Here is a 23,990-nt window from a genome sequence, read left to right on the forward strand (position 1 = left end):
GCCACTTTATTCTTGTGTTACAACTACAAATATTTTTTAAGAGGAATTGTTGATGGGGCAGGCATTTTTTAAAAAAATTGTTGGCTGTTTCTGTCTTGGTTATTTATTTTTATCTAGTGCAATAGAAGCAGCAGCACTTGACATTAAGAATTTTAATCGTGGTAGGGTGAAAGTGGTGAATAAGAAGATTGCTTATTTGGGAGATGAAAAACCTATTACGATTTGGACTTCATTAGACAATGTTACTGTGATCCAACTTGAAAAAGATGAAACTATTTCTTACATCACAACAGGTTTCAATAAAGGTTGGAGTATTGTGCCTAATTCCAATCATATATTCATTCAACCTAAATCGGTAAAAAGTAATCTCATGTTTGAAAAAGAAGCAGTGAATTTTGCCCTAATGACAAGAGATTACCAAGAATTTTTAAAAACAAAAAAACTTATCGTAGATGCGCCTGACCCTAAAGAATTAGAAGAACAAAAAAAAGCTCTAGAAAAAGAAAAAGAAGCTAAAGAACAGGCGCAAAAAGCGCAAAAAGATAAAAGAGAAAAAAGAAAGGAGGAGCGTGCAAAAAATAGAGCCAATTTAGAAAATCTCACTAACGCTATGAGTAACCCACAAAATTTGAGCAATAACAAAAATCTTAGCGAATTGATCAAGCAACAGAGAGAAAATGAATTAGACCAAATGGAACGACTAGAGGACATGCAAGAACAGGCTCAAGCTAATGCGCTCAAACAAATTGAAGAACTCAACAAGAAACAAGCTGAAGAGACAATCAAGCAAAGAGCCAAAGATAAAATCAGTATTAAGACAGATAAGTCTCAAAAAAGCCCTGAGGATAACTCCATAGAATTATCTCCTAGCGATAGCGCTTGGAGAACCAATCTTGTTGTGCGGACCAATAAAGCCTTGTATCAATTCATTTTGAGGATAGCTCAAAAAGACAATTTTGCTTCGGCGTATCTAACAGTCAAATTAGAATACCCACAAAGACACGAAGTCTCTAGCGTTATTGAAGAGGAATTAAAAAAGAGAGAAGAAGCAAAGAGGCAGAGAGAATTGATCAAGCAAGAAAATCTCAACACCACAGCCTACATCAATAGAGTAATGATGGCGAGCAATGAACAGATTATCAACAAAGAAAAAATAAGAGAAGAAAAACAAAAAATTATACTAGATCAAGCAAAGGCGCTAGAGACCCAATATGTGCATAATGCGTTAAAAAGAAACCCTGTGCCTAGAAACTACAATTACTACCAAGCACCTGAAAAACGCTCTAAACATATTATGCCCTCTGAAATTTTTGATGATGGCACATTCACTTATTTTGGTTTCAAAAACATCACTCTCCAACCTGCTATTTTTGTGGTTCAACCTGATGGGAAATTGAGCATGACTGATGCCGCCATTGATCCTAACATGACTAATTCAGGATTGAGGTGGTATAGAGTTAATGAAATTGCAGAGAAGTTTAAGCTCATTAAAGACAAAGCCCTTGTAACAGTGATCAATAAAGGCTATGGGAAAAATCCATTGACAAAAAATTACAATATCAAAAATTATGGTGAATTGGAGCGTGTGATTAAAAAGCTCCCTCTTGTCAGAGATAAATAAAAAGGCGTTAAGACATGAATGAAGAAAACGATAAACTTGAAACTTCTAAAAAAGCCCAACAAGATTCACCCCAAGATCTATCTAATGAAGAAGCAACAGAAGCCAATCATTTTGAAGATCTTTTAAAAGAAGAAAGCTCAGACAATCATCTTGACAACCCCACAGAAACTAAAACCCAAGAAACTAAAACCCATTTTGATGAAGACAAGCTAGAAGAAACCCAAACTCAAATAGATTCTGGAGGTAATGAAACTTCAGAATCTAGCAATGGCAGTCTGGCAGACAAGTTATTCAAGAAAGCCAGAAAATTAGTTGATGATAAAAGACCTTTCACTCAGCAAAAGAGTTTAGATGAAGAAGCCCAAAAACTGAACGAAGAAGACGATCAAGAAAATAATGAGTATCAAGAAAATAATGAGTATCAAGAAGAAACTCAAACGGACTTAATTGATGATGAAACTTCTAAAAAAGCCCAACAAGATTCACCCCAAGATCTATCTAATGAAGAAGCAACAGAAGCCAATCATTTTGAAGATTCTTTAAAAGAAGAAAGCTCAGACAATCATCTTGACAATTCCGCAGAAACTAAAACCCAAGAAACTAAAACCCATTTTGATGAAGACAAGCTAGAAGAAATAACTGACGACTCTAACGATCAAGAGATTATCAAAGGAAGCAAAAAGAAATACATTATTGGTGGCATTGTAGTCGCTGTTCTTATCGTGATTATTTTATTTTCTAGAAGCATTTTTCACTACTTTATACCTTTGGAAGATAAAAGCTCTCGTTTTAGCAAAGACAGGAATCTTTATGTTAATGATGAAATCCAAATAAGGCAAGAGTATAACCGATTGCTAAAAGAACGGAATGAAAAAGGCAATATGATCGATAAGAATCTTTTCTTCAATGACGATCCCAATAGAACCTTATACAACTATTTGAATATTGCAGAAATTGAGGACAAAAACCCATTGAGAGCCTTTTATGAGTGTATTAGTAATGGTGGCAACTATGAAGAATGTTTGAAGCTTATCAAAGACAAAAAACTTCAAGATCAAATGAAAAAGACTCTAGAGGCTTATAACGACTGCATCAAAAACGCCAAAACTGAAGAAGAAAGGATTAAGTGTTTAGATTTAATCAAAGATGAAAACCTGAAAAAAAGCTTACTGAACCAACAAAAAGTTCAAGTGGCTCTAGATTGTTTGAAAAACGCTAAAACCGATGAAGAACGGAAAGAGTGCCTAAAACTCATAAATGACCCTGAGATTAGAGAGAAATTCCGTAAGGAATTAGAGCTTCAAAAAGAGCTTCAAGAGTATAAGGATTGTATCAAAAACGCCAAAACAGAGGCTGAGAAAAACGAATGCTTGAAAGGCTTGTCTAAAGAAGCTATAGAAAGATTGAAACAGCAAGCGCTAGATTGTTTGAAAAACGCTAAAACCGATGAAGAACGAAACGAGTGCTTGAAAAATATTCCCCAAGACTTGCAAAAAGAACTACTAGCTGATATGAGCGTCAAGGCTTACAAGGACTGCGTTTCAAAAGCTAGGAATGAAAAAGAGAAACAAGAATGCGAGAAATTACTCACGCCCGAAGCGAAAAAAAAGTTAGAACAACAGGTTCTAGATTGTCTGAAAAACGCTAAAACCGATGAAGAACGAAAAAAGTGTTTGAAAGATCTCCCTAAAGACTTACAAAGCGATATTTTAGCTAAAGAGAGTCTGAAAGCTTATAAAGACTGCACATCTCAAGCCAAAACTGAAGATGAGAAAAAAGAGTGTGAGAAATTACTCACCCCTGAAGCGAAAAAACTTTTAGAAGAAGAAGCCAAAGAGAGCGTTAAGGCTTATTTGGATTGTGTATCTCAAGCCAAAACTGAAGATGAGAAAAAAGAGTGTGAGAAATTACTCACCCCTGAAGCGAAAAAAAAGTTAGAAGAAGCTAAAAAAAGCGTTAAGGCTTATTTGGATTGCGTATCTCAAGCCAAAACTGAAGATGAGAAAAAAGAATGCGAGAAATTACTCACCCCTGAAGCGAAAAAACTTTTAGAGCAACAAGCGCTAGATTGTTTGAAAAACGCTAAAACCGAAGCTGAGAAAAAAAGGTGTGTCAAAGATCTCCCTAAAGACTTGCAGAAAAAGGTTTTAGCCAAAGAGAGCGTTAGGGTTTATTTGGATTGCGTATCAAGAGCCAAAAACGAAGCTGAAAGAAAAGAATGCGAGAAATTACTCACCCCTGAAGCGAGAAAGCTATTAGAAGAAGCTAAAAAAAGCGTTAAAGCTTATAAAGACTGCGTATCAAGAGCCAGGAATGAAAAAGAGAAAAAAGAATGCGAGAAATTACTCACCCCTGAAGCGAGAAAACTTTTAGAGAAGCAAGCACTAGATTGTTTGAAAAACGCTAAAACCGAAGCTGATAAAAAAAGGTGTGTCAAAGATCTCCCTAAAGACTTGCAGAAAAAGGTTTTAGCCAAAGAGAGCGTTAAGGCTTATTTGGATTGCGTATCTCAAGCTAAAACTGAAGATGAGAAAAGAGAGTGTGAGAAATTACTCACCCCTGAAGCGAGAAAACTATTAGAAGAAGCTAAAGAGAGTGTTAAGGCTTATAAAGACTGCGTATCAAGAGCCAGGAATGAAAAAGAGAAACAAGAATGCGAGAAATTACTCACCCCTGAAGCGAGAAAACTATTAGAGCAAGAAGTTAAAGAGAGTGTTAAGGCTTATAAAGACTGCGTATCAAGAGCCAGGAATGAAAAAGAGAAAAAAGAGTGTGAGAAATTACTCACGCCTGAAGCAAGAAAACTTTTAGAGAATCAAGCGCTAGATTGTTTGAAAAACGCTAAAACCGAAGCTGAGAAAAAAAGGTGTGTCAAAGATCTCCCTAAAGACTTACAGAAAAAGGTTTTAGCCAAAGAGAGCGTCAAGGCTTATTTAGACTGCGTTTCAAGAGCTAGGAATGAAAAAGAGAAACAAGAATGCGAGAAATTACTCACGCCTGAAGCGAAAAAACTATTAGAAGAAGCTAAAGAGAGCCTTAAAGCTTATAAGGACTGCCTCTCTCAAGCTAGAAATGAAACTGAAAGGAGAGCTTGCGAGAAATTACTCACGCCTGAAGCGAGGAAACTCTTAGAGCAAGAAGTTAAAAAGAGCGTTAAGGCTTATTTGGATTGCGTTTCAAGAGCTAGGAATGAAAAAGAGAAACAAGAATGCGAGAAATTACTCACGCCTGAAGCTAGGAAATTTTTAGAGAAGCAAGCGCTAGATTGTTTGGAAAAAGCTAGAAATGAAGAAGAAAGAAAAGCATGTTTTAAAAATCTTCCTAAAGACTTACAGAAAAATGTTTTAGCTAAAGAGAGCCTTAAAGCTTATAAGGACTGTCTCTCTCAAGCTAGAAATGAAGAAGAAAGGAGAGCTTGCGAGAAATTACTCACCCCTGAAGCGAGGAAACTCTTAGAGCAAGAAGTTAAGAATAGCGTTAAGGCTTATTTGGACTGCGTATCAAGAGCTAGGAATGAAAAAGAAAAACAGGAATGCGAGAAATTGCTCACCCCTGAAGCGAGGAAATTTTTAGCGAAAGAACTCCAACAAAAAGATAAAGCGATAAAAGATTGCTTGAAGAACGCCGATCCTAACGACAGAGCGGCTATTATGAAGTGTTTGGATGGTTTGAGCGATGAAGAGAAGCTCAAATACCTGCAAGAAGCTAGAGAAAAGGCTGTTGCGGATTGTTTGGCTATGGCTAAAACCGATGAAGAAAAAAGGAAATGCCAAAACCTTTATAGCGATTTGATCCAAGAAATCCAAAATAAAAAGGCACAGAACAAACAAAATCAATTGAGTAAAACAGAAAGGTTGCATCAAGCAAGCGAGTGTTTGGATAACTTAGATGACCCTACTGATCAAGAAGCCATAGAGCAATGTTTAGAGGGATTGAGCGATAGCGAAAGGGCGCTAATTCTAGGAATCAAACGACAAGCTGATGAAGTGGATCGGATTTATAGCGATCTAAGAAGCCGCAAAACCTTTGATAACATGGCGGCTAAAGGTTATCCATTGTTGCCAATGGATTTTAAAAATGGTGGCGATATTGCCACTATTAACGCCACTAATGTTGATGCGGACAAAATAGCTAGCGATAATCCTATTTATGCTTCCATAGAGCCTGATATTACTAAGCAATACGAAACAGAGAAAACCATTAAGGATAAGAATTTAGAAGCTAAATTAGCTAAGGCTTTAGGTGGCGATAAAAAAGATGATGATAAAGAAAAAAGTAAAAAACCCACAGCAGAAACTAAAGCAGAAAGCAATAAGATAGACAAAGATGTCGCAGAAACCGCTAAAAATATCAGCGAAATCGCTCTTAAGAACAAAAAAGAAAAGAGTGGGGATTTCGTAGATGAAAATGGTAATCCCATTGATGATAAAAAGAAAGAAGAAAAACAAGATGAAACAAGCCCTGTCAAACAGGCCTTTATAGGCAAGAGTGATCCCACATTTGTTTTAGCGCAATACACCCCCATTGAAATCACTCTGACTTCTAAAGTAGATGCCACCCTCACGGGTATAGTGAGTGGGGTTGTAGCCAAAGATGTATGGAACATGAACGGCACTATGATCTTATTAGACAAAGGCACTAAGGTGTATGGGAATTATCAAAGCGTGAAAGGTGGCACGCCTATTATGACTCGTTTAATGATAGTCTTTACTAAAGCCATTACGCCTGATGGGGTGATAATACCTCTAGCAAACGCTCAAGCAGCAGGCATGCTGGGTGAAGCAGGGGTAGATGGCTATGTGAATAATCACTTCATGAAGCGTATAGGCTTTGCTGTGATAGCAAGCGTGGTTAATAGCTTCTTGCAAACCGCGCCTATCATAGCTTTAGATAAACTCATAGGCCTTGGCAAAGGTAGAAGTGAAAGGACACCTGAATTTAATTACGCTTTGGGTCAAGCTATCAATGGCAGTATGCAAAGTTCAGCTCAGATGTCTAATCAAATTCTAGGGCAACTGATGAATATCCCCCCAAGTTTTTACAAAAATGAGGGCGATAGTATTAAGATTCTCACAATGGACGATATTGATTTTAGCGGCGTGTATGATGTTAAAATTACCAACAAATCTGTGGTAGATGAAATTATCAAACAAAGCACCAAAACTTTGTCTAGAGAACATGAAGAAATCACCACAAGCCCCAAAGGTGGCAATTGATTCAAGAGAAAGGATAAAATATATTCATGTTATTAAACTCGGTTCTTTACAAAATAAAAGACAAAACCAACTAGGCTATTCTAGAGGATATAGTGGCGAAAAAAAACCAAGCAAAAACAATGAAAGGAAACAGCAATGGAACTCGGTTTCAATGAAACAGAAAGACAAAAGATCTTAGATAGCAACAGTTCTCTTATGAGAAATGCGAATGAAGTAAGGGATAAGTTTATTCAAAATTACGCCACTTCTTTAAAAGATAGCAACGATCCACAAGATTTTTTGAGAAGGGTTCAAGAGTTAAGAATCAATATGCAAAAGAATTTTATTAGTTTTGATACTTATTACAACTATTTGAACAACCTTGTGTTAGCCAGTTACAATCGTTGCAAACAAGAAAAGACTTTTGCAGAAAGCACGATCAAAAATGAACTAACGCTTGGAGAGTTTGTTGCAGAAATTTCTGACAACTTCAATAATTTCATGTGTGATGAAGTGGCAAGAATTTCAGACCTAGTGGCTTCTTATCTGCCAAGAGAGTATTTACCGCCATTCATAGATGGCAATATGATGGGCGTGGCGTTTCAGATTCTAGGGATAGATGATTTTGGGAAAAAGCTCAATGAGATTGTCCAAGATATAGGGACTAAATATATCATTTTGAGCAAAAATAAGACTTATCTCACTTCTTTAGAAAGAGCTAAATTGATAACCCAATTAAAATTAAATTTGGAATAAGAACATGACTGAAGACAGATTGAGTGCAGAAGATAAAAAATTTCTAGAAGTAGAAAGAGCTTTAAAAGAAGCGGCATTAAATCCTCTAAGGCATGCTACTGAAGAACTTTTTGGTGATTTTTTAAAAATGGAAAATATCACTGAGATTTGTTACAATGGGGACAAGGTTGTATGGGTTTTAAAAAATAATGGCGAATGGCAACCGTTTGATGTGAGAAACAAGAAAGCTTTTAGCCTGTCTCGTTTAATGCATTTTGCTCGGTGTTGTGCAAGTTTTAAGAAAAAAACAATAGACAACTATGAAAATCCTATTTTGAGCAGCAATTTAGCGAATGGTGAAAGGGTGCAGATTGTCCTTTCCCCTGTTACAGTTAATGATGAAACCATTTCCATATCCATAAGGATACCTAGCAAAACAACCTATCCTCATAGCTTCTTTGAAGAGCAGGGTTTTTATAATCTACTAGATAACAAAGAACAAGCGATCAGTGCGATTAAAGATGGTATTGCTATTGGTAAAAATGTGATTGTTTGTGGTGGCACAGGAAGCGGTAAAACGACTTATATCAAAAGCATCATGGAGTTTATCCCCAAAGAAGAAAGGATCATATCCATTGAAGACACCGAAGAGATTGTATTCAAACACCACAAGAACTACACACAGCTTTTTTTTGGTGGGAATATCACCTCTGCTGATTGCTTAAAGTCATGTTTGAGAATGCGGCCTGATAGAATCATTTTAGGGGAACTCAGAAGCAGTGAGGCATACGATTTTTATAATGTGCTTTGTAGCGGCCATAAAGGCACGCTAACCACTCTGCATGCAGGGAGCAGTGAAGAAGCGTTTATTCGTTTAGCTAACATGAGTTCATCTAATAGCGCAGCAAGGAATATCAAGTTTGAAAGTCTCATTGAAGGCTTTAAAGATTTGATTGATATAATCGTTCATATCAACCACCACAAACAGTGTGATGAATTTTATATCAAACATAGGTAGTAGGCATAATGGAAGACTTTTTGTATAACACCTTATACTTCATAGAGGATTATAAGTTGGTTGTTATTTTTAGTTTCATAGGGTTAATAGCGTTATTTTTCCTCTACAAATTCATAAAAACTCAAAAAAAGGTTTTTAAAGATAAAGCTAACCAGCCTCAAAAGAAAAAAAGCTTTAAAGAAATCATTATAGATGGGCTGAAAGAAAGGGTTAAAACCTTTGGCTTTTGGTTGCAAGCTATACTATTACTATCCTATTCTTTTATCACATCAGGGTTATTTTTCTTGATTCTCTTAGGTAATTTTTATGATGATAATCGATCGCCTGAAAGTGATGATGATCTTTTTGATATATGGGTCTATGCGATACAAGATTTTCCTAATTACTATTTTAAGGCGCTCACTTTTAGCTCACTCAAGATTTATGGGTTCAATATATCCTTAGTCGTATATAGTTCTATTTTATGCTCTTATATATTCATTACCTTTTTTGTGTGGTTCTTAAAATACTTAACTCGGACTAGAGATATAGGAGCGAATAAAAAAGTTGATGATCTCTTTGGTAGCGCGAGTTGGGAAACTGAAGAGAAAATGATCAAAGCCAAACTTATCACGCCCAACAACAAAAAACGCGCCTTTGACAAACGAGAGGTTATTGTAGGCAGGCGTGGCTTGGGGGATTTTATCGCTTATGCAGGACAGGCGTTCATTGGCTTGATTGCTCCTACCAGAAGCGGTAAAGGTGTGGGTTTCATCATGCCCAATATGATCAATTATCCTCAAAATATCGTTGTGTTTGACCCTAAAGCTGACACTATGGAAACTTGCGGGAAAATCAGAGAGAAACGCTTCAACCAAAAAGTGTTCATCTATGAACCTTTCTCCTTAAAAACACACCGATTTAATCCTTTCGCTTATGTGGATTTTGGTAATGATGTGGTTTTGACCGAAGACATACTCTCTCAAATTGACACACGCCTAAAAGGGCATGGGATGGTGGCTAGTGGAGGGGATTTTTCCACTCAAATCTTTGGATTGGCAAAGCTCGTGTTCCCTGAAAGACCTAATGAAAAAGATCCTTTTTTTAGCAATCAAGCGCGAAATCTTTTTGTCATCAATTGCAATATTTATAGGGATCTCATGTGGACTAAAAAGGGGCTTGAGTTTGTCAAAAGAAAAAAAATCATCATGCCTGAAACCCCTACGATGTTTTTCATAGGTTCTATGGCAAGCGGTATCAACTTGATTGATGAAGACACAAACATGGAAAAAGTCGTGTCTCTGATGGAATTTTTTGGAGGTGAAGAAGATAAGAGTGGCGACAATCTAAGAGCGCTTAGTCCTGCTACTAGAAACATGTGGAATAGCTTCAAGACAATGGGCGGTGCTAGAGAAACTTATAGCTCGGTTCAAGGGGTATATACTTCAGCCTTTGCACCTTATAATAACGCCATGATTAGAAATTTCACAAGCGCTAATGATTTTGATTTCAGGCGTTTAAGGATCGATGCAGTGAGTATTGGTGTGATCGCTAATCCTAAAGAAAGCACTATTGTTGGACCGATATTAGAGCTGTTTTTCAACGTGATGATTTATAGCAACCTTATTCTACCAATCCATGATCCACAATGCAAAAGAAGCTGCTTAATGCTCATGGACGAATTCACTTTGTGTGGCTATTTAGAGACCTTTGTTAAAGCGGTAGGGATTATGGCAGAATACAACATGCGCCCCGCTTTTGTGTTTCAAAGTAAGGCGCAACTAGAGAATGACCCCCCACTTGGTTATGGTAGGAATGGCGCTAAGACTATTTTAGACAACCTTTCTTTGAATATGTATTATGGAATCAACAACGATAACTACTATGAACACTTTGAAAAACTTTCTAAGGTGTTAGGGAAATACACAAGACAAGATGTGAGCCGAAGCATTGATGATAATACAGGTAAGACCAACACTTCTATCAGCAACAAGGAGCGGTTTTTGATGACCCCTGATGAATTGATGACTATGGGCGATGAGCTTATTATTTTAGAAAATACGCTCAAACCTATCAAATGCCACAAGGCGCTTTACTACGATGATCCTTTCTTCACCGATGAACTCATTAAGGTGAGTCCAAGTTTGAGCAAGAAATACAAATTGGGGAAAGTGCCTGATCAAGCAACATTCTATGATGATTTGCAAGCCGCTAAAACCAGAGGCGAATTGAGTTATGATAAATCTTTAGTGCCTGTGGGTTCAAGCGAACTGTGATTTTAATTTCTAATCATTAGTTTCGTTTTGGAAATCTTTCAAAATCAGATCAGGTGCTTCTTTGCTAAAAAATATGATCTTTGTCTTGCATGAAGCGTTTGAGTTTTCCTATATCTTTAATGGAATTTTCACTCACCAAAAGCTTGTGTGTTCTTTGTTTTGCCAACCATCGCTTTTATTGGATTGCTGCATGCACTAGGTTAAAATTCATCAAGTCATTCTTACAGCACCCATGCTCAGAGAAAATGGTGCGAATTGGAAGAATTCTTACGCTATATGTTCTTATAAGGAAGGCAAAAAGCCTATTCCAAAAAATAAAAAGACAGAATATCTTAACAAAAAGAATCAAAATATATTTTAAAAAGATTAAAAGATAATGATGCAAATAATTATTATTATAAATTTGTAAGATAGTAGGAGTATACCACCAAGATTGCTTATAAAAATTATAAAGATTCAAAATAAGTTAATTCTAGCATGCTTTATTCGTTATATCGCACCTGAGAATAAATGCAACGGAATTTTTTCACGTAAGCGCCATTAGGGTCATGTTTCATTCCCCCATTGTAAGCGCCTATTGCCATTTCTACTAATTGATACACGCTTTTGTTGGGGTGTTTTTGTTTGTAGTAGTCAAAATTTTCTTTTAAAATTTGTTTGGCTAATTGGATCGCAAAACCCACATCGTTTAACAATTTGTATTTGAGGAGCGTTTTAGAATAGGTAGGGTAGAACTTTTTAGCGGTGTTTAAAGTGATATGAAACATGGAATAAGAAGTGTCTTTAAGGGATTTTTTTCGCTTGTTGTTCAACCCTAGAGAGCTTTCTAGTAAAGCGATAGAGATGAGCGTTCTGCACACCACTTCATTGTTGCAACCTTTTTGATGGATATGGATAAGATTTTCGTATTGCTTGAAACTAATGGCTACCTTTTGGCATGGATAGCCTAAGGAACTAAGGAGTAAGGTCAGACAAATCCATTTCTCAAACAAAATTTTAACTTACTTTGAATCTTTCAGTAACGCTTTTTGTAACTTCTGCTTGTCGTATTTGAGCTTGTCCTTTAGAGGTGAGAGCAGATTTTGAACACTCTCATAACCACACAGCATTCCCTCTTTATAGGGGTCGTTTTTGATTTTTGCATAGAGGCTAATGCCATTAGCGTAACACAAGCCGTTAGACTTGATGTAGTAGCTTTTGATTTCTTCTTCTAAGTTCCTCAAGTCATTAGGATTGAGAGGTGTTTTTTTGCTGTAAGAATTTTCACTGATCAAAGTCCCCTCATAGCTTCTTTTGATCGTGGTCTCCTTATCCACTAATAACCCATTATAGTTCTCTTTTTCTTTGACAACTCTCATTGTTTCATCAGAATTACTTGTTTGAGGAGAAACAGGCACTTCCACTACTCTAGGTTTCTTAGCGTTTTTCTTTTTCAACTCTGCTTTTAGAGCTTTTAGTTTCTTTTGATTTTCTAAGTCTTTGAGCCTGTATTTAGCCAATTCAGCCTCTTGTTTTTCTTTTTCTGCTAAGAGTTTCTTTTCCCTCTCTTCCTCATTGGCTATGAGTTGGGAGTTAGCGATTAGCTCTTCTATGAGCTTCTCTTTGCTGTTTTCAGGAGCGGTTTGGGTGGCATAAGGTGATGGTTGGGCCTCATTGGCGTTATTTGTCTCTTTGAGTCTATACAAGCTATAAGGAGCAACGATATTGGGTTTTTGAATAACGCTATCGTTACTAGGCATAGCTACCATCTCATCTCTTAGGGGCGAACACACTTCATCATTAGGTCTGCAGATCACATCGTTGGCGTAGTTGAAATACGCGCGTTTTTGTTGTTCAAAAAGCTTATTCTCATCAATTGACGCTCCCTTATCAAGCGTGTGGGCATTGGGATCGCTTCTTTTTGGCACTCTTAAAAAAGTCGCTTGGGCATAAGGCATATTCTCATTGATTTTTAACACAAACTTAGCGTTTCGTTTGTTGAGCGCTTTTAGAATGTTGTAATACCCATTGACTTGTTCTAACGAACCTGTGATGATGATGAGATCCGCATAAGTCCCCATTGCTCTTGTTTTGATAATGGGGTTTTCTATGGATAAATAGTTGTTGTAATCCAATAGATCCATAGCGTAGAGATAAGTTTTGTCTTTCAAAGCGCTATTACCAAACCAATCCCCAAAGCTTTTGTCATTCACGTTCAAGGTGTCGTATATATCAAAAAGCGCTTGAGTTTTTGTGTCATCAACAGAGACATATTGAGGTTTCTTATGATCAGGGATCTGTTGGCGCTGTTTAGCTTCTTTTTTGAGGCGTTTAGCCTCTTTCTTGGTCTCTTTAGTTTCTTTAGTGGCCTTAATGACCTTATCGGCTTCACTTATTTCTTTAGCATAAAGAGTGTTAGAGATTAGTAAGCCCATGAGTAATACAGCGGTTGCTAGTTTTCTAAACATTAGTTTCCTTTTTTTTCAAATTAATATGGAGACAAAATTCTATTGCTTTTAAGATAAGCGATGTAGCTGTAAAAAACTCATTGTTTTTGAAATTCTTTTTTCTTTTCATTAATCTATTGCATTTGGGATATTTAAGATCTTGTGAATCCATACTAGCAGTCCATTTGCACTTAGGATAATTTTTACATCCTAAGAAAAAAGAATTTTCTTTAATATTAGCTTTTACACCAGCCAAAATGAAACGCTCAAGGCGTTTGATTTTTTGCTTTTCAATCTTATTAAGCAATTCTTTTTTTTCTTTTTCTAAATCTTTTTTTCGTTCGTTTTGTTTTGCAAGATCGATAAAGTAAAACTTCCTATTGCAATTCTTACAAGCGTAAGCTCCTCCCCTACCACTTTCTACTTTTTCCATTATGGGCGTGTTTTCACAATGCAAGCAGACCGCTTTCATTGAGCCATTTATTTCTCGTAAAACGCCCTTACAGTCGCCTTTATTTACATAATCAGAGCAACCATAAAATGAGACACCATTCAATCCTCTTTGTATCATTTTAGGTGTGTTACAAACAGAACAAATCAAATATCCTCTGACTCTCTTAATATTAAACTTAGAAAAATTATTACTCACATTGTAACTCGTAGCTAGACTCATATTGCAAACAACTACTCTTAAATCTAAAAAAGAATTTATAGGTTGCTTGTGTAAGTCATGCAGTGAGTAATAAACCACTACAACGCCTAAATTTTTGAAATTTTCTCTCATTCTTTCTTCAGTCAAAATCGTTGTTTTGCCTCAATCTTTAGTCTCTTTGGCTTCAGTTGGTTCGTTGGTAACGCTTGTTGCTTGAGATTTTTGGGTTTCGTTATTGACAGTTGTTGCCGCTTTAGATTGCTTTTTGAACAATTTTTCAGTTAATTTCACTAAGTTGATATTAGAAAAAGACAAAAAGATTCCTATTGCGACAAAGATTATCCCAACAATCCCCATAGCACCGCTCAAGACACAACATAAAACCCCTGCTCCAATGAGACCTAATGAATCATAACGCTTATCAGTCAAATTGTTTTTGAAAAAATTTACAAAAGCGTTTGGTTTTTTTGTTTCATGAGTTGCTTCAGTTGTATTGATTGTGTCAGCCATAGCATTACCTCCATAATGGTATATTTTCAATTTGTTACTACTATGAAACAAATCCATGTCATTATAGCAAAAAATATAAAACCATCTCCATGTTGTCATTATGCTGTTGTTTGTAATTTAAAAAAGATGATAAAACAGGCTAAAGAATGGCTCAAATTGTAAAAGGACTTGACATGTTTAAAGATTTTTATCGCACCACCCTCTCTTTTTTAAAGCCTTTATTGCTTTTATTGGGCTTATTGTTGCCGTTTTCACTTTGTATAGCTGATGAATATATTAGCATAAGTGATGATTGGGATGAAAGGGCGCGAAATCAGTGGGATGAAATTGCGCGAAATCATAAGACATATTATTTTGAAAATGGTTTAGACCATTTTAATCAAGGCCAATACAAACAAGCCTTTAAAGATTTTAAATTGGCGCAAGAATACAGCATTGGGCTTGGCAGCGTTTATTTAGCCAAAATGTATTTGGAGGGAAAGGGCGTGAAAGTGGATTACAAAAAAGCGCAATTCTATGCACAAAACGCTATCAAAGGGTATGGGAGCGGGTTGTTAGGGGGCGCTTTAATTTTAGGACGCATGCAAGTGCAAGGCTTAGGGATGAAAAAGGATTTGAAACAAGCGCTCAAGACTTACAGGCATGTGGTTCGCATGTTTTCTAATAAAAGCACAAATTATTTTGCTAACAATTTTAGATTACCAAACCTTGCGTTCACTAGTATGCTTATTGGATCGCGATTCATTGATCTTTCAGGTTTGAGCGCGAATCCTATAAAATTTGGAAAGAAATTTGGAATACTTGTTAAGAAAGCCCTTCAAATCAAAGATAATACACTTTCTTGGGAAGACATTGCTGAAATTTCAAGCAATATTATTTTACTCAAACAACAAATGGGGGAGATCCTTTATAGAATTGGGATCGCTTATAAAGAAGGGCTTGGCACTAGAAAGAAAAAGGACAGGGCTAAAAAATTCTTGCAAAAATCCGCAGAATTTGGCTATGAAAAAGCCATGGAAGCTCTGTAATTTTAGAAAATACACCTACCTAATCTTTACTATCACTTGGCTAAAATCAAGTTCTTTGCTTTAATCTTAAAAAATACCTTTGAGTATTTTTTAAATCTTATCATCGACACTCTATTAAAGTGGGATTATTAACCCACTCATTCAATTCTAGCATGAATAAGTGGTGATAAATTCAAAAGGATGGGGTTTGCTCTCCCATGGGAACACTTCAGCGTTGAATTTAAGAGATTGATAGGCTTGAATAAATTCTTCGCTAAAGACCTGCCCCTCTTTTAAATACTGCTTATCGGCTAGCATTTCTTCTAACGATCTCCTTAAAGTGTGGGGCATTTGTTTGATACCTTTTTCCCTAATTTCATCTAAAGTCAATTTGAAAAGGTTGATATCCATCGCTTCGCCGGGATCCATTTTGTTTTTAACGCCATCCATGCCTGCCATTAAAATCGCTGCAAAAGCCAAGTAGGGGTTTGATGAGCTGTCCGGGAATCTGAATTCAAACCTAGCACTATTTTTAGAAATCCCATAAGGGATACGCACGCTCGCACTCCTGTTATTAGCCGAATAAGTTAAAATAGATGGGGCTTCATATCCCGGAATCAGGCGTTTGTAAGAGTTAGTGGAAGCGTTAGTGAAAGCGGCTAACCCTCTAGCGTGGCGCAACACGCCCCCTAAAAAATGCAAGGCAAACTCACTCAAGCCCTTGTAAGTTTCGCCGCTAAAAAGGTTTTCGTTGTTTTTCCAAACGCTCACATGGGTGTGCATCCCGCTCCCGTTATCCCTGTATAAAGGTTTTGGCATGAAAGTGGCGGTTTTCCCGTTTAAATGAGCGACCATTTTAACCACGTATTTGAGTTTTTGGACATTATCAGCCGCTTCCACTAAATCCCCAAATTTCACGCCCACTTCGCCTTGCGCTTGCGCAACTTCATGATGGACGACAAAAGTTTCTAACCCCACTTGGTTTAAGACTTTCACAATTTCAGTGCGAATATCCATCATCGTATCCGTTGGCGGCACAGGCAAATAGCCCCCTTGCTTGCCCGGTCTATGCCCAAAATTCACGCCATTTTCAAAGCTCTTATCCCGATTCCATTCGCCCTCTTCGCTATCCACTTCGTAATATTGGGAATTGGAAGCGTCTTTAATCTTAATGGAATCAAAGATGAAAAATTCGCTCTCCGCGCCAAAATAAGCCACATCGCCCAAACCTGAATCTTTCAAATGTTGCAAGGCTTTTTTAGCGATACTTCTAGGGCATTTTTCATAAGGCTGGTTTTTATACACATCATACACATCGCAAAACACGACCACGCTCACATCCGCACTAAAAGGGTCAATGAAATAACGCACCAAATCGGGGGTTAAAATCATATCTGAATGTTCAATGCCTTGCCAGCCTTTAAAACAACTCGCATCAAAAGGAATCCCCTCTTTAAACATGCCATGCGTTAAAGCCCCAAAAGAATAAGCGATGTGATTCCAAGTGCCTTTAATATCGCTGAATCTAAAATCCACAAATTCCACTTCATTTTCTTTGCAAAATTCAAAAAATTCTTTGATCTTGCTTTCACTATTTTGAGTTCTTACTATCATTAACCACCTTTAATTGTTATGAATTGAGTTTGATTGATAGGGGTGATTATAGCATTTATGGGGTAAAAAAGTAAAATTGACGCCCTAAATTTTTCCCTAAATTTTTAGAGACTAAAAACCACCTTTTTTAAAATCTTGGCATTCTGTTTTCTTTTTTTGTGGTAATATTCGTTTGCTAGTTATTAGGTATAGTTAGCCATATCCTGGAAATAGGGGTATGATTTTAAATTTCATATAAGGAAATATTATGAAAAAAAATAAAGATAACTTTACTGTTTCAGATGGCGTTTACTATGATAGATACGGCAACCCTTTAAAAGGTGGTGCTATACAAGTTTGTAGAGCCAAACATTTGAATGGTGGTCTTAAGCAGACTTTAGATCAAAATGAAGAACTTAAGAAAGCACTCTTTTATTCACTTTCTCTTCTTTCTACTATGGGTATTAGATTTCAATAAAAAAGTATCATAGTTAAACTCTTGCATCCACATGGGTGCGAGTTGGTCAAGGCAATTAGCTTTTGTAGTTAAGAAAATGCCTTTAAAGGTTTTTAAATCAATGTTTTGTTGAATATGGAGTTTTTATTTTGACTCCGCTCCAATCAAGCGTTGATAATAAAATTTAAATTAAACAATGGAGAACTTGACTTTAATTTTAATTTTAATTTTAATTTTAGCCAAGCGATAACTTCTTAAAGCGTTCGTAGGGTTTTAGGGGATTTTGAGAGGGGGATTATTTCAAAATACCCAACTACCCCCTTAAAGTTTTATAAAAACATCATTAAAAAGCTTAAAAACAAACTTCTTTCAAAAAAATTAAAAAAATTTTAGCGATCAACATTTGATGAGAATAGAGCCTTTTTTATTATAAAAAGAGTATAATTACAAGTTACTTACAACTTAAAGGGGATATGATGAAAGTTCTATTATTAGAAGATGTGAAAAATTTAGGCAAAGCGGGTGAAGTGTGTGAGGTTAAAGATGGCTATGGGAATAACTTTTTAATCGCTAACCAAAAAGCCAAACTCGCCACTAACGAAGTGATCAACAAATACAAAGCCGAAGTTAAAAAGAAAGCGGAAAAAGAAGCCCTAGAAAAGGCGCAAAAATTGCAAATGGTAGAAACCTTACAAACCATCACGCTGACTATCCATAAAAAAGTCGGCGCGAACGGCTCTTTATTTGGAGCGATCACTAAAGAAGAGATCACGGAGCGTTTGAAAGAGCAGCATGCGAGTTTAAATTTAGATAAAAAAGACATTGAGCTCAAACACCCAATTAAAAGCACAGGGATTTATGAGATTGAAGTCAAGCTTGGATCGGGGATTGCGGGTGCGTTTAAAATTGATGTGGTGGCTGAGTAGAAAATGTTTGAAGCGACGACGATTCTAGGCTATAGAGGGGAGATGGAGGGCAAGAAGTTCGCGCTCATTGGAGGCGATGGGCAGGTAACTTTGGGCAATTGCGTGGTCAAAGCCAATGCGACAAAAATCAGAAGCTTGTATCACAACCAGGTTTTAAGTGGGTTTGCCGGGAGCACCGCAGACGCTTTTAGCTTGTTTGATATGTTTGAACGCATTTTAGAGAGTAAAAAGGGGGATTTGTTTAAAAGCGTAGTGGATTTCAGCAAAGAATGGCGCAAAGACAAGTATTTACGCCGACTAGAGGCGATGATGATCGTTTTAAATTTGGATCACATTTTCATTTTGAGCGGCACGGGCGATGTTTTAGAGGCTGAAGACAATAAGATCGCTGCTATTGGGAGTGGGGGGAATTACGCCTTAAGCGCGGCTAGGGCTTTAGATCATTTCGCTCATTTAGAGCCTAGAAAACTCGTAGAAGAGTCCTTAAAAATCGCAGGGGATCTTTGCATTTACACCAACACGAATATTAAAATTTTGGAGCTTTAATGTCTAAATTGAATATGACCCCAAGAGAAATTGTCGCTTATTTAGATGAATACATCATTGGGCAAAAGGAAGCTAAAAAGTCTATCGCTATCGCTTTTAGGAATCGTTACAGGCGTTTGCAACTGGAAAAATCCTTACAAGAAGAAATCACGCCTAAAAACATTTTAATGATTGGCTCTACTGGCGTGGGTAAAACTGAAATCGCTAGAAGAATAGCAAAAATCATGAAACTCCCCTTTGTGAAAGTGGAAGCGAGCAAATACACAGAAGTGGGTTTTGTGGGGCGCGATGTGGAGTCTATGGTAAGGGATTTAGTCAATAACAGCGTGCTTTTAGTGGAAAATGAGCATAAAGAAAAACTAAAAGACAAGATTGAGGAAGCGGTTATAGAAAAAATCGCTAAAAAACTCCTACCCCCCTTGCCTAATGGGGTGAGCGAAGAAAAAAAACAAGAATACGCTAACAGCCTTTTGAAAATGCAACAAAGAATCGTGCAAGGCGAGTTGGATAGCCGAGAAATTGAAATTGAAGTGCGTAAAAAAAGCATAGAGATTGATTCTAATGTGCCGCCTGAAATTCTAAGGGTTCAAGAAAATGTGATTAAGTTTTTCCATAAAGAACAGGATAAAGTCAAAAAAACTTTAAGCGTTAAAGAGGCTAAAGAAGCCCTAAAGGCAGAAATTAGCGACACGCTTTTAGATGGCGAAGCCATTAAAATGGAAGGCTTGAAGCGCGCGGAAAGTTCAGGGGTGATTTTTATTGATGAAATTGATAAGATCGCTGTAAGCTCTAAAGAAGGAGGCCGTCAAGATCCCAGTAAAGAGGGGGTTCAAAGGGATTTGTTGCCGATTGTGGAGGGGAGTGTGGTGAATACGAAGTATGGTTCTATCAAAACGGAGCATATTTTATTCATTGCAGCAGGGGCGTTTCATCTTTCTAAACCAAGCGATTTGATCCCTGAATTGCAGGGGCGTTTCCCTTTAAGGGTGGAGTTAGAGAATTTAACCGAAGAAATCATGTATATGATTTTAACTCAAACTAAAACCTCTATCATCAAGCAATACCAAGCCCTTTTAAAAGTGGAGGGCGTAGAAATTGCGTTTGAAGACGATGCGATCAAAGAGTTAGCCAAACTTTCTTATAACGCCAATCAAAAAAGCGAAGATATAGGCGCTAGAAGGTTGCACACCACCATTGAAAAAGTGCTAGAAGACATTAGTTTTGAAGCGGAGGATTATTCGGGGCAACATATCACTATCACTAAAGAATTGGTTCAATCAAAGCTAGAGGATTTAGTGGCTGATGAAAATTTGGTGAAGTATATTTTATGATGAAAACTAAGGCGGGCTTTGTAGCTCTTATAGGCAAACCAAACGCTGGAAAAAGCACTCTTTTAAACACTTTATTAAACGCTCATTTAGCCCTTGTTTCGCATAAGGCTAATGCGACCAGAAAATTGATGAAATGCATCGTGCCTTTTAAAGACAAAGAAGGGTATGAGAGCCAGATCATTTTTTTAGACACACCAGGGCTCCATCATCAAGAAAAATTACTCAACCAGTGCATGCTCTCACAGGCTTTAAAAGCGATGAGCGATGCTGAATTGTGCGTTTTTTTAGCTTCTGTGCATGACGATTTAAAAGGCTATGAAGAGTTTTTAAATTTGTGCCAAAAACCCCATATCTTGGCTTTGAGTAAGATTGATATGGCCACGCATAAGCAGGTTTTACAAAAATTACAAGAGTATCAAAAATATTCATCGCAATTTTTAGATTTAATACCTTTGAGCGCGAAAAAATCTCAAAATTTAAACGTGCTTTTAGAATGCATCAGCAAGCATTTAAGCCCTAGCGCATGGCTTTTTGAAAAGGATTTGATGAGCGATGAAAAAATGCGCGATATTTATAAGGAAATCATTAGGGAGAGTTTGTTTGATTTTTTGAGCGATGAAATCCCTTATGAAAGCGATGTGATGATTGATAAATTTATAGAAGAAGAACGCATAGACAAGGTGTATGCGCGTATTATCGTAGAAAAAGAAAGCCAAAAAAAAATCGTGATAGGCAAAAACGGGGTGAATATCAAACGCATCGGGACTAACGCGCGATTGAAAATGCAAGAAGTGGGCGAAAAAAAGGTTTTTTTAAACTTGCAAGTGATCGCTCAAAAATCATGGAGCAAGGAAGAAAAGAGCTTGCAAAAACTGGGCTATATCTATCAAAGGAATAGGGATTGAAAAAAATATTACCGGCTCTGTTAATGGGGTTTGTGGGATTGAATGCTAGTGATCGTTTGTTAGAAATCATGCACCTTTATCAAAAACAAGGCTTGGAAGTGGTGGGTCAAAAGTTGGATTCTTATTTAGCGGATAAATCTTTTTGGGCAGAAGAACTTCAAAACAAGGACACGGATTTTGGCTATTATCAAAACAAGCAGTTTTTATTTGTGGCTAATAAATCCAAGCCCAGTTTGGAGTTTTATGAAATAGAAAATAACATGCTTAAAAAAATCAACAGCTCTAAAGCCCTTGTAGGCTCTAAAAAGGGCGATAAAACTTTAGAGGGCGATTTGGCCACGCCTATTGGAGTGTATCGTATCACGCAGAAATTAGAGCGTTTGGATCAATATTATGGCGTTTTGGCTTTTGTAACGAATTACCCTAATTTGTATGACACCTTGAAAAAACGCACCGGGCATGGCATTTGGGTGCATGGAATGCCTTTAAATGGCGATCGGAATGAATTGAACACCAAGGGCTGTATTGCGATTGAAAACCCGCTTTTAAGCTCTTATGATAAGGTGTTAAAAGGCGAAAAAGCGTTCCTCATCACCTATGAAGACAAGTTTTCCCCTAGTACTAAAGAGGAATTGAGCATGATTTTAAGCTCCCTTTTCCAATGGAAAGAAGCTTGGACTAGGGGCGATTTTGAACGCTACATGCGTTTTTATAACCCCAATTTCACTCGCTATGACGGCATGAAATTCAACGCTTTTAAAGAGTATAAAAAAAGGGTGTTTGCAAAAAATGAAAAAAAGAATATCGCTTTTTCTTCTATCAATGTGATCCCTTACCCCAACTCTCAAAACAAACGCTTGTTTTATGTGGTGTTTGACCAAGATTACAAGGCCTACCAGCAAAACAAGCTCTCTTATAGCTCCAATTCTCAAAAAGAACTCTATATAGAGATTGAAAACAATCAAGTGTCTATTATAATGGAAAAATAAGCTAGGGATAGACGCTGAAGTCAAGGCCACGATAAAAGACAAAGTAATGGAATCCAAAATCATTGGCATTAGAAATAATCGTGCAACTTTACAGAGTGAAAAAGGAAATGAAGCTTTAAAAATAACAAATGATTAAGAAATATTAATTAAGAATTATGAATAGAGGATTTTAGGAGTTGTGAGGGTGAAGCATGGCATTAGTTTTGTAGATGTGAGTATTCCATATTCATGGATATAAGTTAAGTCTTTGTTTGGAAAGAATTGAAGATATAGGGGAATTCACTCTATTTTGCTTGCATGCTTTTGGGGATGGATTAAATCTTAATGAATTATCGCAAGTTACAGAGATTGACCCTATAACCATTCAAAAACACCTGGATTTTTTAGTAAAGCGGGGTTTTGTCAATGAAAAACACAAGATTAGTGCTTATGGGCGCAACATTTTAAAATTACACGATGAAATCAACAAATTTAATCGCGCAAATCGGGCGGTGTTTTTGGAAAATGCAGCGAGAGAAAAAATAAAAAGATGGCGTGAACGCCAAGAGCTAACAGATTGTTCTCGTGGGTGGCTCATCGCAGGAGAAGATTTAAGCCTACAAGAATTTGAGGAGCTTTATAATGCACGCAAGGATATTGATCAGGTATTGCGCTTATTGGATAATACGAAAGATTTCAAAGATGTTTCAGATGAGATTAGGATGCGTTTAGAACCAAAGGAAGTAGAGCGGTTTTTAGTTTTTAAAATCAATCCAAAGGCGCTAACGCATGCAAAGATCGAAGGGAAAACATATATCCGTGCAATCCATGGGGAGCAAGAGTGTTTTATAGAGATAGAAACACTCTGCAAGCAACTATGATAAGCATCGATCTCTTTAAAACCGATGGGCGTTTTGCGCGTGGTATGCGCAACACAAAAATCATCTATAGTGCCATACGCTATGGAGCAAAAGGAATTGCTAAAGTGAGTCCGGTCTTAGTCTGTGTGGATGTGGTGATTAGTTTGGCTGATATGATCCATTCCTATGGCCAATATCGTGCCGCTAAAGAGCAAACCAAACAACTAGAAATAATACGCAATACTTTAAAGAAAACAATATGAAAATCTTTTGATAGAATTAAGATTAGACAAACAGAAGCTCAGATTACAGCTTGCCCAAGACTTAGAAAAGATAGATGCTAGAATACGCAAGAATGCGGATAAAATGCATCTGCTTAAATTAGCTTATGAAAACAGCTTTATGGTTTTAAAATGCATCAAGGAGCATTTAGATGAATACGAGAAAAAATTCCCTTATGACAATGCCCAAAGAATTGTAGTCTTGTGCCAACAATACCATGAAGCGCTCACAACACATTGCCAAGCGTCTTTAAACTTTATAGGAGGTTAATATGAGAAGCGTTAATTTACCCACACCAAAAGGAAACTCTAAAGGGGATTTTCTTGACAACCTCTCTTTATCAGATATGTTAAAGTTGGTAACTGCTTCTAAAGACTTGATTTCATCAGCGATCAATGCCCAGAAAGAAATTAGCAAAGAGCAAGAAAAGACTAAACAAGTAGAAATACAAGCAAATCAAGAGATGATAGCTTCAAACAACAGATTGAGAGAAAGATCGCTGAATTCCAAAGAGATATAACAGAACTCAATAATATGCATGAACAAGAAATGCTCAGACTCTCCAATGAGCATGAAAAAGACATGAAGCTTTTAGAAATAATGCAAGGCATCATCAATAAGATTGATTCGCTGAATCAATTTTTAAGCTGCGAACATGGGGAACACCAAATGGTGGATGAATTGCATGCGTAACTGATTCATT

At 36.9% G+C, this 23,990-nt stretch carries 22 protein-coding genes and 1 pseudogene; 17 read left to right on the plus strand and 6 right to left on the minus strand.

Annotation, left to right across the window (positions count from 1 at the left end; genetic code table 11):
* Positions 1-52: 52 nt before the first annotated feature.
* From cagX to cag5, 5 genes are all read left to right on the plus strand, one after another.
* Positions 53-1,621 (plus strand): type IV secretion system apparatus protein CagX, encoded by a 1,569-nt coding sequence (cagX, locus tag J5F42_RS02840; protein WP_283491524.1) that lies wholly within the window; start codon positions 53-55, stop codon positions 1,619-1,621.
* A 14-nt stretch (positions 1,622-1,635) separates the two neighbouring features.
* On the plus strand, positions 1,636-6,837 hold the full coding sequence (locus J5F42_RS02845) for a CagY family CD-EC repeat-containing protein (RefSeq protein WP_283491525.1): 5,202 nt from the start codon (positions 1,636-1,638) through the stop codon (positions 6,835-6,837).
* Between the two features lie 135 nt (positions 6,838-6,972).
* Positions 6,973-7,572: a cag pathogenicity island translocation protein CagZ gene (gene cagZ / locus J5F42_RS02850; protein WP_000418837.1), complete on the plus strand. Its 600-nt coding sequence runs from the start codon at positions 6,973-6,975 to the stop codon at positions 7,570-7,572.
* A 4-nt stretch (positions 7,573-7,576) separates the two neighbouring features.
* A complete protein-coding gene (virB11, locus tag J5F42_RS02855) occupies positions 7,577-8,569 on the plus strand; it encodes a cag pathogenicity island type IV secretion system ATPase VirB11 (protein ID WP_000133864.1) in 993 nt (330 codons plus the stop codon).
* A gap of 8 nt (positions 8,570-8,577) precedes the next feature.
* Positions 8,578-10,824 carry a VirD4 family type IV secretion system ATPase Cag5 gene (gene cag5, locus J5F42_RS02860; RefSeq protein WP_097699146.1) on the plus strand — a complete coding sequence of 749 codons (2,247 nt, stop codon included), beginning with the start codon at positions 8,578-8,580 and terminating at the stop codon, positions 10,822-10,824.
* Positions 10,825-11,306: 482 nt separating this feature from the next.
* Here the strand turns inward: cag5 and cag4 are convergent, their stop codons facing one another.
* From cag4 to cag1, 5 genes and pseudogenes are all read right to left on the minus strand, one after another.
* Positions 11,307-11,816 (minus strand): VirB1 family T4SS lytic transglycosylase Cag4, encoded by a 510-nt coding sequence (cag4, locus tag J5F42_RS02865; RefSeq protein ID WP_283491526.1) that lies wholly within the window; start codon positions 11,814-11,816, stop codon positions 11,307-11,309.
* A gap of 9 nt (positions 11,817-11,825) precedes the next feature.
* Positions 11,826-13,271 carry a type IV secretion system outer membrane cap subunit Cag3 gene (cag3, locus tag J5F42_RS02870; RefSeq protein ID WP_097699148.1) on the minus strand — a complete coding sequence of 482 codons (1,446 nt, stop codon included), beginning with the start codon at positions 13,269-13,271 and terminating at the stop codon, positions 11,826-11,828.
* Positions 13,264-13,923, minus strand: a complete 660-nt coding sequence (locus J5F42_RS02875) for a topoisomerase DNA-binding C4 zinc finger domain-containing protein (protein WP_024369399.1) — start codon at positions 13,921-13,923, stop codon at positions 13,264-13,266. The genes cag3 and J5F42_RS02875 overlap by 8 nt, the downstream gene beginning before the upstream one ends.
* A pseudogene (locus tag J5F42_RS07890) lies at positions 13,892-14,049 on the minus strand (cag pathogenicity island protein). The gene J5F42_RS02875 and the pseudogene J5F42_RS07890 overlap by 32 nt, the downstream one beginning before the upstream one ends.
* 15 nt (positions 14,050-14,064) lie before the next feature.
* Positions 14,065-14,412, minus strand: a complete 348-nt coding sequence (gene cag1, locus J5F42_RS02880; protein WP_097562447.1) for a cag pathogenicity island protein Cag1 — start codon at positions 14,410-14,412, stop codon at positions 14,065-14,067.
* 173 nt (positions 14,413-14,585) lie between these two features.
* On the opposite strand from cag1, the gene J5F42_RS02885 reads away from it, so the two are divergent.
* Entirely contained in the window at positions 14,586-15,440 is an 855-nt protein-coding gene (locus J5F42_RS02885) for an SEL1-like repeat protein (protein ID WP_283491527.1), read from the plus strand.
* A gap of 147 nt (positions 15,441-15,587) precedes the next feature.
* On the opposite strand, the gene glnA is transcribed toward J5F42_RS02885, so the two are convergent.
* Positions 15,588-17,033, minus strand: a complete 1,446-nt coding sequence (gene glnA, locus J5F42_RS02890; protein WP_097699922.1) for a type I glutamate--ammonia ligase — start codon at positions 17,031-17,033, stop codon at positions 15,588-15,590.
* A 247-nt stretch (positions 17,034-17,280) separates the two neighbouring features.
* On the opposite strand from glnA, the gene J5F42_RS02895 reads away from it, so the two are divergent.
* The 11 genes from J5F42_RS02895 to J5F42_RS02945 all read left to right on the plus strand — a co-directional run bounded on the left by J5F42_RS02895 (position 17,281) and on the right by J5F42_RS02945 (position 23,980).
* Entirely contained in the window at positions 17,281-17,490 is a 210-nt protein-coding gene (locus tag J5F42_RS02895; RefSeq protein WP_000739617.1) for a hypothetical protein, read from the plus strand.
* A 455-nt stretch (positions 17,491-17,945) separates the two neighbouring features.
* Positions 17,946-18,395 (plus strand): 50S ribosomal protein L9, encoded by a 450-nt coding sequence (gene rplI / locus J5F42_RS02900; protein WP_001880660.1) that lies wholly within the window; start codon positions 17,946-17,948, stop codon positions 18,393-18,395.
* 3 nt (positions 18,396-18,398) lie between these two features.
* Entirely contained in the window at positions 18,399-18,941 is a 543-nt protein-coding gene (hslV, locus tag J5F42_RS02905) for an ATP-dependent protease subunit HslV (RefSeq protein WP_045003743.1), read from the plus strand.
* A complete protein-coding gene (hslU, locus tag J5F42_RS02910; protein ID WP_283491528.1) occupies positions 18,941-20,272 on the plus strand; it encodes an ATP-dependent protease ATPase subunit HslU in 1,332 nt (443 codons plus the stop codon). The genes hslV and hslU overlap by 1 nt, the downstream gene beginning before the upstream one ends.
* Positions 20,272-21,177, plus strand: coding sequence for a GTPase Era (gene era / locus J5F42_RS02915; protein ID WP_283491601.1), 906 nt, complete (start codon positions 20,272-20,274; stop codon positions 21,175-21,177). The genes hslU and era overlap by 1 nt, the downstream gene beginning before the upstream one ends.
* Complete coding sequence (gene csd6 / locus J5F42_RS02920) at positions 21,174-22,166, plus strand: cell shape-determining L,D-carboxypeptidase Csd6 (protein ID WP_078280297.1); 993 nt, start codon at positions 21,174-21,176, stop codon at positions 22,164-22,166. Before era ends, csd6 begins: the two co-directional genes overlap by 4 nt.
* Before the next feature lie 251 nt (positions 22,167-22,417).
* Positions 22,418-23,026: a MarR family transcriptional regulator gene (locus J5F42_RS02925; protein WP_097699764.1), complete on the plus strand. Its 609-nt coding sequence runs from the start codon at positions 22,418-22,420 to the stop codon at positions 23,024-23,026.
* Positions 23,023-23,268 carry a hypothetical protein gene (locus tag J5F42_RS02930; RefSeq protein WP_001872712.1) on the plus strand — a complete coding sequence of 82 codons (246 nt, stop codon included), beginning with the start codon at positions 23,023-23,025 and terminating at the stop codon, positions 23,266-23,268. Before J5F42_RS02925 ends, J5F42_RS02930 begins: the two co-directional genes overlap by 4 nt.
* A 7-nt stretch (positions 23,269-23,275) precedes the next feature.
* Complete coding sequence (locus J5F42_RS02935; RefSeq protein WP_014419567.1) at positions 23,276-23,557, plus strand: hypothetical protein; 282 nt, start codon at positions 23,276-23,278, stop codon at positions 23,555-23,557.
* Position 23,558: 1 nt separating this feature from the next.
* The gene (locus J5F42_RS02940; RefSeq protein WP_001258096.1) at positions 23,559-23,807 is read left to right on the plus strand and encodes a hypothetical protein; all 249 of its coding nucleotides are present in this window, start codon (positions 23,559-23,561) and stop codon (positions 23,805-23,807) included.
* Positions 23,808-23,821: 14 nt separating this feature from the next.
* Positions 23,822-23,980, plus strand: coding sequence for a hypothetical protein (locus J5F42_RS02945; RefSeq protein ID WP_000545119.1), 159 nt, complete (start codon positions 23,822-23,824; stop codon positions 23,978-23,980).
* Positions 23,981-23,990 lie beyond the last annotated feature (10 nt).

It is taken from the genome of Helicobacter pylori, assembly GCF_030062585.1.
Lineage (GTDB): Bacteria > Campylobacterota > Campylobacteria > Campylobacterales > Helicobacteraceae > Helicobacter > Helicobacter pylori_CN.